1 protein-coding gene is annotated in these 18,365 nt (G+C 43.1%); it reads left to right on the top strand.

Annotated features, from left to right (window positions below):
* Positions 1–598: 598 nt before the first annotated feature.
* On the top strand, positions 599–18,271 hold the full coding sequence (locus FC51_RS03280) for a hypothetical protein (RefSeq protein WP_057911145.1): 17,673 nt from the start codon (positions 599–601) through the stop codon (positions 18,269–18,271).
* The last annotated feature ends 94 nt before the right edge of the window (positions 18,272–18,365 follow it).

The following is an 18,365-nucleotide window of genomic DNA, read 5'->3' as shown; positions in this document are numbered from 1 at the left end:
TGTAAACTAATTTGCTAACCTCGGGAAGCATACGCAGGCAAGTCATTGAACTTTGCACACTTTCGGTCAAAGTGTGTATTTCAGCGCCTGAATTACGGTGTTACGCTAAATGTAGTTATAAAAGGATGAACTATTTATATATATTTCATCGTTATATAGCTGATTTACCTTTACCAAATTAAGCACGATTGGACGTGGCAGTTCAATTGGTAACGGCTTGGCAGCCGGGCTTAATAGTCGTAAAGGATGACCGTTATCGCTGAACCGTTGAAATTTCCTGAACGGTTGGCACCGTTTTAGCTAATGCACGTTGCGTCTATGTGGGCGGCACCACATCGGACGTGTAGCACTGCGTCTAGGTGGGTGGCACCACATGGACTGCACCAAAGGGGATCTATTGTGGGCGGCACCTCAATGGATAAGCACCGTTTGATCTACGATGGTTGGCAGCCACGATAGATCGTCAAGGTGATCAATTTGCAGATTTCAAAGTTCAACAGTCAAAGTTACACAAAGGGGGAATGCTCGTTAAGTATTGATTTTTAGATACAAAATTGTCACACAGGTTTTAGAGGAAAGGATGTGAAACATATCCGCCATGAAAAAGAACAGCAAACGTGGCTTACGTTTGGTCGCTGGGATTTCAACAGTGATCTTGATGTCACCGCTGTTTGCGAATTCTTCAGTTCAGGTAATGTTAGGCAATGAGTTAAACGCCCACGCTGATGTCAACGCGAAGAAACCTGATGGAGATAAGTCAGTCCATAAAGCATTTACGCCAAAACGTAAAAGCCAGCAGGCAATTACTTCTTCCATCAAGTATTCTCATAAGGTACCAGTGTTGAAGGTGGCCTTAAAGCCTACCAGCGCCAACTACTTTAAGAAGGGTGATCAGATTCACTTTAAATTTAGTAGCAAGAACGTTAACTTGAAGAATTTAAGAGCCAGTTATCAAAAATCGTTGCCGTTTTCCTATAAAAAGGTGAGCGACCACGAATTGGTTCTGACTTTCAAAAAGTCATTAAATTCCGGGTTGTACGGACAAGCTTATGCGATCCCAACCAAGAACAAGAAAATGACAACCGAAGTCAAAGGAACATTTGATAACCACAAGCTGGTAATTGACAATGATCAAATTCATTCGTTTAAATTAGCCGCTCGTGCTCATAAGGCCAGTTCCTCGAATGCAACGACTCAGCAGAACACTGCCAGTCAGCAAAATACCAATAATACTGCGACACAACAAGCAACAACGGGTCAAAGTCATACTGGTACCACTAACACGCAGCAGGCTGCAACGAGTCCAACAGCAAACAATAACAATGCAACGACAAATCAGCAAAGCAGTATTAAGAGCCAGGAAGCTCAAAGAAGTGACAGTACTGCGACGACAAGTCAGCAAAGTTATGCGAACCGGTCAGCAAACAACTCGAACAATCAAAGTTACGTAAGTACACAAGGCAAAGCTGTTGCGAAATCGTCTACCGGAGGGACCACTTCAACCGAAGTCAATCGGCCGCAAGCAAGTAAAGTTGTTCAATCAGCTTCAACTACTCAAGCAGCCGCTCCTTCACAATCGACGACAACTGATTCAACGAGTTCGTCTGAACAAGCACAAACCGCTCAATCAACTTCTACAAGTTCCAATCAGACAACTCAAGCGTCAGCCGCAACAACGACTTCTTCTGCAGATACGCAAGCTGCTGCCAATGAAAATTCAACTGTTACTACCAACAGTGATGGGTCAATTTCTCAATCACAGCAGCAAAATGTGAATGCTTCAGATGCATATAATACCGTTTTATCACGAACCAAGATTCAACAAGGTTCAACGACAAAGGGGTATGTTTCAACCCCAGTTCCTGCTGCAAGTGATCCGCAAGCAACGTATAACAAATACGCCAATGAGCAGAGCACTTCCACGACAACTACCGGGCAATCATCTGAAACAGCAACGACTAGTGGTGCAACTTCAACCACGACATCGTCAAATGATCAAAGCAGTCAGGCATCGACCACTCCAACAACTGCACAGGCTAATTCCACTGGAACAGTCAGTTCAGCTGCAGAGAGTCAATCAACCGCGACTACGACAGATCAAAATGCAACAACTTCTTCAGCGACTGATAATGCAAACTCCACAGGACAAACTTCTGAAGGCGAAGCAATTTTCAACGCAGTGAAGAAGAACGTTTCAAATCAAACATCCACTTGGGCCACTGTCAACGAACAAGGTGAAATTATCAAATCCTATCCATGGATTCTCAAAGATATCGCCTCAAAGATGGCAGCTAATCAAGATACAAAAGGTCAAGTTTGGAAGTACGCAGTTCCTTTGACTTCCGGTAAGACGGCGTTGGTTACAATCGACGGCCGTTCAAGTACCGCAAAAGCTGATGAGAAAACACTGCTTGCTTCCATGCCAGCGCTGTTGAAGTCCTTAGGGAATTCATCGAAGACCGGGATGTTTGACGAAGCAGTTGATGTGGATATTTTAAAGCAGTCACAATACTATAAGGATCTTCAAACTGAGCAGAATAATCTCCAAAATGCTTCAGCCAAGGATGCTTATAATGCCGTTGTTGGGTCAACAACCTTTACCAACGACAATGGCACTTTAAATACCTCGAAGTACACAACCGCACCGACGCCAACTGCAAGTGATCCAAAAGCAACGTATACGAAACTTGCAGCTGAACAGTCGAACGGAAGTGATACCCAGTCATCAACCGCAAACACTGAAGATTCAGATGGAACCGCAATTTTTGATAATATCAAATCTCAAGTTGCCAGCCAGACTGGTTCATGGGCAGACGCCACTGAACAAGGCGAAATCGTCAAGGATTATCCTTGGATTTTAAATGATATCGCTAAGAAAATGGCAGTTGCCGGTGCAAACGACAGTCAGGTTTGGAACTACAAGATTCCTTTGACAACAGGTAAGACTGCCTTGGTTACCATCAACGGACAACCGGACGCAACTAATCCGAGTTCATTGACTGCTACCATGCCACAATTGCTCAAGTCACTTGGATCATCCGCAACACCGGATATGTTCGATGATGCTGTTGATTCAGATATTCTTCAAAATTCCGATTACTACAAAGACCTTCAAGAAACCAGCAAGCAACAAAAAGAAGCGAGTGAAAATACCGCTTCAAGTAACGGCGGATCGTCAATGTTCAGCTTGGCCAACATTTTCAATATTGGTGGCAATCCTGTCACAAACATTGTCAACGTCTTTAATCCATTATCAATCATTCCTGGGTTAATTGGTGCATTTGTTGCTGTTTCAACGATTGGTGCTTTAACCACCATTCCAATTGTTGGTTCGGTCATTTCTTCAGCTGTTTCAGCAGTTTCTAACATTGTTAAAGTTACGAAATCAATTGTCAACGTTGCTTTCAAAGCTGCTCCGTTTATTGCCCCACTAATCATTATTCCAGCACTAATTAACGTTGGGCTGATTATGATTAATGCACCATTGATTATTGGTGGCTTATTGATCGCCAAGCCAGTTATCGATGCGGCCGTCACAATCGGAACTGTTGTTACCATTGGAAGCGTCGTCGGAACGATCGGTACCATCGGGACACTCGGAACCATTGGCGGTGCAATTGCCATTGGAACAACCATGACCATGATTGGTACCGCAGTTGCAGCTGGTGCAATTGCCGCTGCAGTTCTTCCGGTCATTTTCAAGACAATTAGTAACATTGCGAATGCCGTTGCTGCCATTTCAAATCTTGGAACCTTTATTACTGGTTTCATCATTGGCTCAATCAACGCAATCGCGACAACAATGACTGTTCTTGGTCATTTAGCCCTTGCTGCACCTTTGCTGGGAGTCGTTTCATCAATCATTAATCCGATTAATGCGATTCTTTCAGTTGTTTCAGCATTGGCCTTCTCAGTTCTCACAGGAAACCTTTTGAACCTTGGCACTGGTTTAGCAAACGTGCCGCTTTTGGCTGGTTTTGCAATTGGCGCTTCACTTGTCACGTTAATTTTGACAATGTTGGGTCGTCAGTTGTTCAGTTCAGCTACATCAGCAATTAACAAATTTATTCAGGGTGCTAAGAACGTGATTCAAGCACTTGCTTTGGGAGCAATCATCCCAGCGTTCATCATCGCACCAACCCTGATTAAGATTGCCATGGCATTTCTAGCACTCATTCCACTTGCTGGTTGGGCACTTAAGAAATTCTTTGACAATATTAAAGCAGGCCTGAATACCTTGAAACAATTTACCAATGTGATTTTCATTGCTGTTCCATTAACAGCAATTGCTACGACAGTAGCTACAACAGTTACAAAGGCTATTAATAAAACAGGTAGCCTGGTTTCGACAACCCTTGGTCCGCTGTTCGTTCGTTTGGTCGTTGGTGCTTTGACATTGGCTACCTTACCATTAACGATCGCACTTGGCGGCTTGCCATTCGTTGTTATCAACATTGCTAACCGTTTGTTCCGCGACTTGGTTACGGGAACGGCTAAACTCGTTGCTAAAGTAAGTTCTTTAGCTGCAAATGTTGTCACTAATATTGAAAGTCAAATTCAACAAGTTATTAAGACAGTTGTCAGCCCCGTTGTTGGTGGTGCGGCACTTCTTAACGGATTGTTGTTTATAATACCAGCGATTACTGGTATTAAGATTTTGACATCACCAATATTGGCAATATTGAGTTTACCGCTCACTATTCTTACAAATATCTTAGTACCAAGTATCGCAAATCTACTGTTGCCTGCAATCGCTGTGATTGGTACCGGCTTGGCATTGCCAGTTATTACCGGTTTGCTGGGCTTACCAATTGCCATGTTGTTGGGAACAGGATTGAATAACATCGTTTCATCGATCATTAACTTCCCATTACTTCTGTTGGGGAACAGTTTGCTCAGCTGGCTGCCGGCATTCTTAGCCGGTTCAGTTGCAACAATCAGTTCGCTGCTGAAAAATGGCTTACCGGTCGTCTTCAATGCGCTCATTTCATTTGGCTTACCACTCATACTTTTACCAATTGGATTAGTCGGTTCCGTTATTTCGGGATTATTATTGCCATTTGGTTTGAAGTGGCTGGCCTTGGCCCCCGTTATCCTGCCTGCAATCTTTGCGGTTGGATTACAACTCAAATGGGTCTTTGATGCGATTAAAGCAGTTTTGGGAACAATTATTTCAACTATTAAGTCTGTCATTAATACGCATCTGTTATTAGTGGGTCTGACGATTATTCCAACTATCCTCAGTTCGATCTTTAATACCTTATTTGGGTTTGGACCACTGAGTGTCGTTGGGGATCTCATCAAGACCATGAATAAGATGTTTGTGAACAACTTTATGTTGCCACAATTCGTCGCATTTATCGTTAAGCTGATTGCAGGTGGCATCACGAACATTGTTAAGTCCATTAGCAATGGATTCTTTAATGTCATCCCGAACTTATTAAAACGCTTATTCCACTTTAAAGGCGTTACTGGCTTACTTGGCCTATTGCTTGGTATTCCAGCGATGATCTTCCAAGGAATTCTCAATAACGTTGTTCCCGATGTCATCGGCACTTTGGCCGGGCTTTTAGTCTTAGGCTTCAATCTGCTGGTTTCAACACCATTAATGTTTCTGGGTGGCATCGGTTCTGCCATTGGCCGATTAATTTTGCTGCTGATTTTGAACCCAATCGTTCAAATCGCCAATGATTTAATCAGCTGGTTGCCGGCACTTGCCATCGGAACATTGATGAACATCATCAATTTGGTTAACGGTGTGATTACCCAAGGGCCAATCGGATTATTCTTATTCGGTGTGCCATTACTATTAAACGCTGGTTTGTTGCTTGCAAATCTGCTTGCAATTCCAACGTTCCTGATCAAATTAGCCGGTAACTTCTTCGGCTTAACGAACTTAATGTCTTTGATCTTCCCATTGATCGCGGCGTTATTATTAGGAGCCGGACTCAAATTGATGTCATTTATCACCACTATCTTGAATGCAATTGCCCTTGTTGGCCAATTGATTTTGAGTGGCTTGACCTTGCCGCTTTGGCTTGGAATTCCGGCCCTCAATCTTGTTCGCAAGTTGGCGCTTTTCTCAACAATTTTGCTGGCATTGCCACACGAATTGCTGAGCTTACTTGGAAAGCTGAATTCAGGATTATTAAAGGCACTCTGGTCTGGCTTGACCTCATTACCATCAAACTTGCTAAAAGCCTTGCTATCGTTTGGTAAAAACGTCATTTCAACGCTTATCAAGGATACATTATTTGCCCTTGGTGCCGGTTTGTTCGGCTTACTGGTTCTTGGCGGGTTAAGCCTGGCTGGAAATGTCATCAAGACGTTACTTCAATTAGCGAAGTTCTTCTTGGTCACTTTACCGCTGACAATCGGTGGGTTGATCCTATCAACTCTTGGATTGTTGGCACTTAACGGTCTGCTTGGACTAGGCATGATCCTTCTTTCAAACACACTGTTAAATGGTTTGGTTTCAATCATCACTAAAGGCTTGAGTGCACTTCCAGGCTTGGTATCACAATTTATTACTAATACCGTTAAAGCATTCTCGCTGGCGGCAGTCTTGGCCTTAAATCTATTTGTTGGCTTGTTTAAGATTGGTAACCGCTTAGTGATGGACTTTATCCTCGGATTCTTGAACCTCTTGAATTTTGCGGTTAAAGCCGTAGCTGGATTGCCGACATTACTTGGTGCGCTTGCAACCATCGTTACCGCAATCCTTCCTGTCCCCGGCCACTTGCTGCTTGCAGGTCTCTTATTTGCATTAACAGCTGGTTCATTGCTGGCTAAATTGATTGTATTGCCATTGGATCTTTTGACCAATGCCTTGAACATCGTCAAGATTGCGCAATTGTTATTAACAATTCCAACAATCATTGCCAAGTTCATCGGTGCCATCATTCTTAGCCAACTTGCTGGTAGCGTTGCTAAATTATTGTTAACGCCACTTGTATGGTTGAATCAGGCAATTGCCGGAGCTCTGGGCTTTGGTCTCAAAGCCTTGAATGGCGTTGTTAAGCTCATTTTGCCACTGATTATTGGGGCAATCGGCTTAACTGTATCAATCGCCATCCCAGTTACCTTGCTTGGAATTCGTGTCTTGAGCGGTTTGTTGAAAAACAATCCACTGCTTGCAGTTATCCTGCTTGCATTACCAGGCCTTATTCCAGGATTAAACTTAATTCTTGGCATCGCTTTAATTGTTTCAGTATTTGGTCTTGCCAAGAATGGACTCAAATTGTTACTTTCACCGATCACTGCAGTCTTAAACTTCCTTAAGAATGCTGTTATCAGTTTGTTGGCATTTGGTGCCTTAGCCTTTATCGGCGGAGTTGCCAGCTTGTTATTTGGTCTTCCTTTGCTTGGTCTTATCAACCTTGGTGTTAAAGGGTTGTTAAACTTCGCAAAATTACCATTCAAGATCTTTAACGGGTTTGTTGCAAACTTGATTCCAGCTCTTATCGGCGGTGCAATTACTGGATTGATCAGATTATTAACGAATGGTGGGGTGTTCGGTGCCCTCAAGTTATTGGGAATTATTCCAACGATCCTGCTTGGGTTATTGACCGCACTGATTCCGGTTGTCAACGGAATTACCGTCCCACTCGCATTACTTGCTGCTTTGGTTGAATTACCATTAACGCTTGTTGAAGGCCTTGTCAATAACGTCAATTCAGGCTTGATTGGCCTGTTTGCCGGTCAATTTGTAAAGGGAATTCTCAACTTCATCGGCGGTATTATCAACGCAGTTGCACCAATCTTAGGTGGTCTATTGGCGGTTATGCTGCCAACACTTTTGATTGGTTTGACGGCCAACATCATTTGGATTTGGTTCTTAGGTCCAATTTTCTTGAACCTTGCTGTAGATCCAATGACTGATTTTGTTGGTTTCATCATCATGGTTTACACAATGTTTGTTCAACCGGCTTTGTACATCGTCTTCGGATTAATTACCGTTCCATTGACGTTATTCTTCTTTGTTGGCATGTTTGCAAACTGGTTGAACCCATTGAGATTTATTTTCCAATCCATTTCCGACTTTGGAACTTGGTCCCTGATCTTACTTGGCTTGGGCAGCTTTGTCGCCATTGAGCTTCTTAAGTTGTCACTGGTCGGATTACACCTCATTCCAGGTGTTGGCTTACTTTCATGGCTGGCATTGACTGCAGGTGAAATTGGATTGATAGCATTAATTGCGCAGTTCGTCATTAACATTATTCCGTCAATTATTGTGGCTGGAATCATTGTTTTAGGCGTTGTTGCAATTGGTGCGATTGTGATCGTACTTCAAGAAGTTCTAAATATCGGAATTAACGTTCCATCGTATTTGAGTTACTGGATTTTACTTCCAATGGCCGCAATTCTCACCGTTGCGGGAATATTAATGTCATTGACATTGATGCTGGCCGCTGATGCGATTGCCGTCATAACTCAATTACCATTCATTGTTGGTAACTTGTCATTTGGTTTGTTGACCGCATTCTTGGCAAATCCAATCGCCGGCATCCTTGCAAACGTTGTATTTGGCGTTATCGGTCTTGCATCGATTCCCGCATTCTTCGCTGGTGCATTTATGGTGGCTCAGAGTTGGCTTGCCGCGGTCTTCCCATTTGACCTGTTCCTCTACTATGTTGTAATGCAAAATCCAATTTGGGAAATGGCCAACTGGATTGGTTTATTCCCAATCCTTGGTTGGATCGTTGCCTTAATTGTCGATGTCCTTTGGATGATTGTTGGTACCTGGTTGCCAGGAATCTTAGCGATTGTTAACTACTCGATCTTTATCTTGACGGCAGTTCCGCTAACCTTCTCAGCGATCATTGGGGTTTCACTGTTGCTCGCGACTGGAATTAACGGCTTGCTCTTACTGCCGGTTCTGCTCATTGGCGCAGCAGTTGTCCTTGGCCTAATTGGGTTGCCAATTGTCATTCGTTACGGCTTACAAATGCTTCCTGATCTGTTGTTCGGCGTTGGTGTCAACATTGTCTTTAATTGGTTCTTAGGTCCATTACTGCTTAAATTAGCAGTTGATCCAATTGCCGACTTTGTTGGATTTATCATCATGCTGTACACCATGTTTACGCAGCCGGTTCTCTTCTATGGATTTAGAATCTTCTTAATTCCTGCAACGATTCTGTTCTTTAACGGAATGTTCATTAATTGGTTGAACCCATTGAAGGACATCTTTAATGGTATTTCTTCCTTTGCTAAATTAGCATTGCCAGTTCTTGCAGTATTGGGGATCTTGGCAATTGATGGACTTCGCTTATCGGCCGGATTAATTAGTATCATTCCAGGAGTTGGTTTGATTTCCGCATTCACATTAGGGCTTGCAAAATGGGCTTTGATCGGCTTAATTGCTGCGTATGTCATTAACACGATTCCATCAATACTTGCAGGCGCTGCAATCGTCTTTCTAGTCGTTGGCATTGGTGCGATTGTCATCATCCTTCAAGAAGTATTGAATATCGGAATTAACGTGCCATCGTACTTGAGCTACTGGGTATTGTTACCAATGGCAGTTATCTTAACGGTTACTGCGATTTTGATCACATTACCACTGATGCTCAGGGATGATTTCAATATCACCTTGTTGGCATTACCGTTTATCGTTAATAATTTGGGACTTGGATTATTGACTGCCTTTGTTGCAAATCCACTTGCCGCAGCAATTGCTGCATTTAGCTTTGGTATTCTCGGAGCTGCTTCAATTCCAGCCTTCCTTGCGGGATCATTTATGATTGCCCAAACTTGGCTTTCATCCGTCTTCCCACTCGAATTATTTGTTTACTACCTGATTATGCAGAATCCGATTTGGGAAATGGCTAACTGGATTGGCTTATTCCCAATTATCGGTTGGATTGTTGCCTTGATCGTTGACGTTCTTTGGATGGTCGTGGGTACTTGGGTACCTGGTATGTTTGCCCTTCTGAACTACGCAATCTTTATTTCAACAGCCGTTCCAACCACGTTCTCTGCAATCATTGGCGTTTCACTGATGTTGTCACTGGGGCTTGTTGGTCTACTTGCATTACCGATTAATTTGATTGGTGGCGCAATTCTTCTAGGATTGTTGGCTATTCCAAGCATTATTAAAACGATTGCAGGATTGATCGGCAGCCTGATTTACGGGATTGCAGCTAACATCATCTTCGTTTGGTTCTTAGGACCAATTGCACTTGATTTGGCGGTTAACCCGATTGCCGACTTCATTGGCTACGTTATCGAACTTTACACCATGTTTGAACAACCGCTTCTTTACTGGGTATTCGGCGCCATTAGCATTCCTGTAACGGGATTGTTCTTCGCCGGAATGTTCCTTAATTGGTTAAACCCACTGAGAATCTTGTTCCAAGGCTTAACTTCCTTTGCGAAATTTGCATTACCGACAATTTTGCTGCTTAGCTTTGCGGCCGTTGTTGGTCTTCAAATTTCAGATCTCTTTATCAGTCTTGTTCCTGGAATGGGATTGTTGGCAAATCTTGGTTTGTTCAATGGGGTTGTTGGATTGATCGGACTTATTACGCAATATGTGATTAACGTCATTCCTTCAATTCTCGCTTTAGGTGCGATTGTCTTCTTGCTTGTTGGAATTGGTGCGATTGTCATCATCCTTCAAGAAGTCTTGAACATCGGAATTAACGTACCATCATTCTTGAGTTACTGGGTACTCTTACCGATGGCTGCTGTCTTAGGTGTCCTTTCGGTCATCTTGATACTTCCATCGATGTTGGTAAGCGACTTGTTTGCAACGCTCATTGGGTTGCCATTTATCGTTGGTAACTTGGGACTTGGCTTGCTTGAATCATTCTTAGCAAATCCACTAGCTGCATTCTTAGCTGCTTTGAACTTCGGAATTCTCGGAGTTGCTGCCATCCCAGCATTCTTCATTGGGACCTTCATGATTGCCCAAAGCTGGCTTTCATCAGTCTTCCCGTTTGCAGAATTTGTTTACTACGTTGTGATGAACAATCCAATTTGGGCCATGGCTAACTGGATTGGCCTGGTACCAATCATTGGTTGGATTGTCGCCTTAATCGTTGATGTCTTATGGCTCGTCATGGGTGTTTGGGTACCTGGAATGATGTCATTCCTGAATTACTCAATTTGGGCTTTGACAACTATTCCAATGGTATTCTCAATGATTACCGGCGTTTCCTTATTGCTTTCCCTTGGACTTTTGGGAATTCTTGCCGCTCCAATTTTGCTTATCGGAGGCGCAATTCTTCTAGGATTGTTAGCTATTCCAAGCATTATTAAATCAGTCGGCAAAGCAATCTTTGGACTCGTCTACGGAATCGCTTCGTTGATCATCTTTACATGGTTCTTAGGGCCAATCGCGCTAGATCTGATGGTCAACCCAGTTGCTGATGCAATCGGCTTTATCATTGCAATTTACACTATGTTCACTCAACCTGTTTTGTATATCGCATTTGCAGGTCTGACGGTTCCGACAACCTTCTTATTCTTTGCCGGGGCATTTATGAACTGGCTGAACCCATTAAGATATCTCTATCAAGGAATCACGTTCTTTGCTAAATTTGCATTACCAATTCTTGCATTACTTGGTCTCGGTGCCATCGATGGTCTTCGGCTTTCAATGCTGACGCTGAACTTATTCCCAGGCGTTGGCTTGATTGGCTTCATCGCTTTGACACTTGCTAAATTAGGGTTAATCGGCTTGATCGCACAATTTGTGATTAACGCCATTCCATCCGTCCTCGCTCTGGCATTCATTGTCTTCATCGTGGTCGGAATTGGCGCAATCGTCATTATCCTTCAAGAAGTGCTTAACCTCGGAATTAACGTTCCATCATTCTTAAGTTACTGGGTCCTCTTGCCAATGGCTGCGATGTTGGGTGTCGGAATTGTTCTGATTAGCCTTCCATCCATGCTTGTTGGTGATCTCTTGGCAACACTGATTGGATTACCCTTCATCGTTGGTAACTTGGGACTTGGCTTGATTAGTGGCTTATTGGTTAACCCACTGGCTGCCATCCTGGCTGCATTTAACTTCGGTGTGATTGGAGTGGCATCACTTCCAGTATTTCTTGCCGGAACCTTCATGATCGCACAGAGTTGGCTGAAGTCAGTCTTCCCAATCGAATTGGCGATTTACTATATCATTATGGAAAATCCAATTTGGGCGATGGCTAACTGGATTGGCTTAATCCCGATTATTGGCTGGATTGTTGCGCTAATCGTTGATGTTATTTGGATGATTGTGGGTACTTGGGTACCTGGCATGTTTGCATTATTGAACTACGCCATCTTTATCATGACTCAAGTGCCACTCACATTCTCAACCGTCATCGGTGCTGCAGAATTCTTATCACTGGGATTAGCCGGATTGCTCGGCTTACCAATTCTTCTTATCGGTGGGGCGGTCTTGCTTGGTCTTCTTGCATTACCAGCCATCGTGTTGGGTATTGCCAGATTAGTTCTTGGAACCATTTACGGTATTGCTGTCAACATCATCTGGACTTGGTTCTTAGGTCCAATTGGCTTGACATTAGCGGTTAACCCGATTGCCGACTTTGAAGGATTTATTATCATGGTTTACACGATGTTTGTTCAACCAATCTTGTACTGGGGATTAGGTGGCATCTTCATTCCTGCCACACTGTTCTTCTTCCAAGGTTCGTTCACAAACTGGTTGAATCCACTTGGTAATTTGTTCCAGAACATCACAAATTACGCTTACCTGGCGCTTCCATTACTTGCAGTCCTCGGATTGGGAACTATGGATCTGTTCAGATTAAACGTCAATGTGATCAGCTTGATTCCAGGTGTCGGATTATTAGCCGGCCTTGCATTGTTCAACGCAAAGTGGTTATTAATCGGATTGATTGGATTGTACGTTCTCAACGCCATTCCTTCCGTCCTCGCCTTGGCATTCATTGCCTTTATCGTGGTCGGAATTGGGGCAATCGTCATCATTCTTCAAGAAGTTTTGAATTTGGGAATTAACGTTCCTTCATTCTTAAGCTACTGGGTTCTCTTACCAATGGCCGCCTTCCTTGGAGTTGGCATTACCCTGATCACATTACCATTGATGCTGATAGGTGACTTGGTTGCAACTCTAATTGCGTTACCTGGAATTGTCGGAAGCCTACGCTTTGCATTAATTGCTGGATTTATCGCAAATCCATTGGCCGCTGTTTTAGCCGCAGTTATCTTTGCCGTATTGGGTGTTGCTTCCATTCCGGCCTTCCTTGCGGGAACCTTTATGATTGCCCAAAGTTGGTTGGGATCCGTCTTCCCAATTGAATTGTTTATTTACTACCTGATTATGGAAAATCCAATTTGGGGTATGGCAAATTGGATTGGCCTGATTCCAATCATTGGCTGGATTGTCGCCTTAATTGTTGACATTCTTTGGATGATTGTTGGAACTTGGGTTCCGGGAATGTTTGCCGTATTGAACTACGCGATCTTTATCATGACCGCCGTTCCTCTGACATTCTCAACGGTAATTGGCTTATCGATGCTCTTGTCACTTGGTCTTCCAGGCTTAATCCTGATTCCGCTCGGAATTTTGATTAACTTGCTGCCAATTGGCTTGGTTGCATTACCAATTGCTTTGCCTGCACTGTTAATTTCAGGCGTCATTAATCCATTACTAGGTTTGATTAAAAACGTTGCTGGATTCCTTACTGGCGCGGTTACCACTTTATTCGAGAAGCTCTTTGGTAACAACTTGCTCAACAGTTTGCTCAGAACCATTTTGAACATCATTGTTATCCTTCCCAAGGGCTTGATCGGTGGTTTGTTAACCCTGCCAGCTTGGTTGATGCAACAAGCTTTGAAGCTCAATGACTTTATTAATAAAGCATTAGCTGGATTATGGTCATTAGTTTCAAACGTAATCACGGGATTGTTATTCTCAATTCCGGAAACGATCTTCAGTTCACTAGGCCGTTTGATTATTTCTCCAATTACCACGATTTTCAATCTCATCGGATTTGGGATTCTTGGATTGTTAAATCTATTGAATCCATTGACAAGTCTGATTCTTCCGCTTATCGGAGCAGGTCTTGTTGGCTTGATGCTCACTGTCGGCCAGATTGCCAAGTTTATGGGTAACATCGTTAAAGCTGCTCTGAGCTTGATGAATCTAATCATTCCAGCATTGAATGTTTTGAGACGGATCGGGGTTGTTCAACAAGCATTTGCACTGCTTCAAAATACTTTTGGGTTCTTAAATGATCTCAATCCATTGAAGCTGTTAGGTGACTTGATTAAGAATGTGGTCTTACCACTGATTATCTTTGCCACCTTGGCAGGTGTTGCTCAAACCATTGTTCGTCTGCTCGGGATGCCTTTGATTGGGCTGATGATTCCAGTCATCGCGACGATGATCGGTTCAATCATCTCACTATTGCTGAGTCCACTTGCTTTACTTGGATTGCCATTAATCGCTGGAGTTGCAATGCTGATTCCACTGATCATGGCGCACATGAAGTCATTGGCTCAAGTAATTCCTGATTTGATTAACCTAATCGGTCAGTTATTGATTAACGGAACCCTTGATTTGGCGAAATTACTTCTCTTACCGTTGGCATTGTTCACTTGGCCGTTAATCGGATTGGTTAACGTCTTGAAGAGTGTCTTGAATGGTCAGCATCCATTGCTAAACGTGTTTGAGAAGATGGGCAATGTCTTAAAGGATCTCTTAGGTCCGTTATCTGCATTTGTCCTTGATGGTCTTAAGACCCTTGCTGAAGGATTATCAGCAGGGATGTCACTGTTTAAGATGTTTGGTTCACTGCTGTTGCCAATCTTCCCACTTAACTGGTTACTCGCATTGAATCAAGTTCCTAAGCTGTTTGCTTCATTGATTAATAGCTTCAAAGGTCTTGGAAACATTGCCGGAGACATCATGAACGACTTCGGCCGTTTGGCTCTTGGCATCGCAGCTGGTTTGCTTGGCGGCTTGTTAATGCCACTAGTCCTCATTGGTCTTTTAACCAAGGGACTGACAGATTTGGCACATAACTTGTTTAAGACAGGCTTATCAGGATTGTTCCAAGGTCTCAAAGACTTGTTTAATAACGGAATCAAGTCGTTGTTCGCTGTCATTCCTAACTTATTTAAGGCCTTCTTAAATGGTTTGGGTGGATTCGTTAAGTTAGCCGTTCTTGGCTTACCTGATATCGTCAACCCACTCGGTGGTCTGTTCAAAGGCGCAATGTTGCTTGGTGGATTGATTCCTGCCGGCCTGGCACTGCTTGGCCTGCCGTATAGTTTGTTCATCAAACCCGTTCTTGATCTCGTCATCAACAACCTTGTACCAATTGCTGTCTTCTTTGGATTGGGACTTCTCAATACCTTATTGAATCCATTGACTCTTATTGTTGGATTCGTGAAGTCAGTTATTGATACAATCAAAGCTCAAAATAAACTGAATGGCATATTGAAAAATATTGTCAACGCAGTTAATACCGTCTTTAAGGGATTACAAACCATCTGGGGGATTGGCCTTGCATTAGGGTCATTCGTATTCCACCTGATTTCTGGAGCGGTAACAATTATTACCCACTTGATCACAAGCCTGTTTGGTAAATTGTTGCTCAACATTGCCGGTTTATTATTCATCATAAACGGCAGCAATCCACTTAAAGCCATTGGATCGTTTGTTTCCAACATCAAGAAGATGTGGAACGCAGGTCAAGTCGTTCCCAAGGTTCTCAAAGGAATCGTTCAGGGATTGATGAAGATCGGCTCAACATTTACTTTCTTCATTCGCGGAATCAAACACTTGGGCGATCTGCTGACAGGATTTGCCATTGTTCCTGGAGCACTTGGTGTTCTTGGATTCTTACGACAAGTTAACCAGCAAGTCGTCGTCGGCCCATTCAATTGGCTGATGAATCAACTCGTTTTGCCGCTGATTGCCAGTGGTCTCACCGGCTTAGGCTTAACGCTTATTTCTCCATTGTTCTTCTTACCAACCTTGTTGTTGTCATTGCCTGGTAACAGACTTGGTCGCTTAATTCTTGCCGTTCCATTGGCATTATTAGGCAACAGTTTCGTTCAATGGCTGCCGGCGATTATTCTGTCCGGTCTTGGCAACTTGTTAAATGGCGGTCGATCATTCTTACAAAATCTGTTTAAGACAGTTGCCTTATCCGGATTGGCGACATTGATTACCCGTGGTTTGACAAAAGGATTAGGTAAGTTACTCACGTTTGGCTTGATTTTGCCTTTGATGTTATTTGGAATCAAACCGCTTCAATTCGTTAAATTACTGGTCAAGAACGGTTTGTTCTTCAAGGTATTTGATACGGTTGTTCCGTTGATCATCGGCGGCCTTCTTCAAGCAATCATGACAGTGAACGGGATTAAGAAATTTGTTGGGAATGCGATTAAAGGCATTCAAAACACGTTGACTAATCTGATGATGTTTGCTGTTACTGCACCAATTTGGTTCGTTACGAACGGGCTTAATCAACTTGGTCAGCAGATTTTCAAGATGTTTGGAAATGTTGCCAACTTCTTCATTAAGCTCATCACATTCCCAATTCAAGTACTTTCGTTCAAAGGAGTTCCAGAGTTGATTGGCAACGTGATTGCCGGTTTGGGTAAAGTTATCACTTATCCACTCGCAATTTTCAATGCCGTCATCCTTGGTCTTCCTGGATTCCTCTTGGGTCGCTTGTTGACTCATGTGGTTGACCTCGTTAGTTTCTTGAAAGTGATTCCAGGAATCATTTCTGGAATTGGATCCGTATTATTTGCACCAATCACCACGTTATTCAACGTGGGCAAGAACATCGTTTCTGGATTATTGAACCTGATTTTCAAAGGTGTTCTTGATAACCTCAACACAAGCTTGATCGGCGTTGTAAATGCCATTGAGTCCGCAATTTCAACTGTGGCCGATTCACTAAAGAGTGGCCTTTCACAGTTGATAAAGAACTTGATGAACATAACGTTGTTCGGTGCCGAAATGGTTGGCTTATCGTTGTTATCACGATTGATTCCAACCATCAAAGTTCCAGCTTGGCTTGATAATTTGTTGAAGACAGTTGGTCAAATTGCACAAACAATTCTCGTACTCAACACAGGATTATTAATCGGCTACAGTCTGATGAAGAATGCTACCCAATCATTCATGAAGGGCTTTGTTCTTCCGCTGATCGGCTTCGGTGTGTTACCACTTATCGGAGCTGGCTTGATTGCTAATGGCATTAAGCAGCTTGGAAATACGCTCAAGAACTTCTTATCACCACTGATTGGTGGCTTGCTGGGAAGCCTTCTGGGCAATCTGTTGAACGGGAACAAGAATCATAACATTAACATCAATATTAACTTCAATGGCTTGCCACTGTTGTTAGCATTGATTCCTCTCATGAGTACTTTAGCCGTAATCGGAAATGGCGCAAACTCGCTGATTAAGTCGCTTGCTTCAATCTTGCCAGGATTGATTCAAACCCTAGTTGGTCGAAATAAGACGGTTATACTGCCAATCATTATCCCAATTATCGTTCCGTTGATATTGCCGATCTTGTTGGTACCGGTCTTGTTAGCTGCCTTGCTTCCGTTACTGTTACCAATTGTATTGACAGTGTTGTTACCAGTCATACTGCCAATCATCATTTCCACACTGGTTGTATTGCCGCTCGTTGTCCTTGGATTGCCAGTCCTTGTCGCAATGGTCCCATTACTCCCAGTTGTTATCAGTATTCCAGTTGTCCTTCCAGCACTTTTGCCAATTATCCTTCCGATCGTTGGTCTGGGTGCCCAAAATGGATTCGGTTCATCATTGTTTGGTGGTACCACGAATAATGGATTCATTAACTTACCGACACTTGGAGGCTCATCGGTTAGCGCCGATGGCACTTCCTCATTGCCGAGTTTGCCAAATGCTTCCAATAATTCAAATAACGGAGGAACTAGCCAAGTCCCTTCAACAGGTAATCATGTTGGAGGGAACAGCCAATTCCCTGCAACCCCATCAACCAATCATGGAAAATCGAATAAAGTCAGCGAAAATACAAATAATGAAAATGGTAACCGTAATCGAAACGCCGAAACAAATTCGTCACAGATGAATGGATTATCAGGGATGACGACGCCAAAATCAGCCTTGGTTCCTGACTCAGTGACGGGTAAAGATGGTTTAAAGGCTCAACAGAAGTTACCTCAAACAAATGAGAATATCGGAAATCAAGTCCTGATCGCAGTTTTAGGATTACTCCTAATGTTGCTTGATGTTCTTGGTTACGTCTGGATTTCTCATCGTCGTAAGTTTTCAGTAGATTAGTTCTAAATTAATTAGAAGGGGAACTTACGTCGTAATCTTCAGGTTGGCAACCACCGGTTTTTCCGGGGGCTGCTTTCCTGTATCTAATATTATT

The organism is Lentilactobacillus parabuchneri DSM 5707 = NBRC 107865 (assembly GCF_001435315.1).
In the GTDB taxonomy this organism is placed as follows: Bacteria; Bacillota; Bacilli; order Lactobacillales; family Lactobacillaceae; genus Lentilactobacillus; species Lentilactobacillus parabuchneri.
Note: the sequence above shows the minus strand (reverse complement) of the source record. Positions and strands in the feature narration are given on the sequence as shown.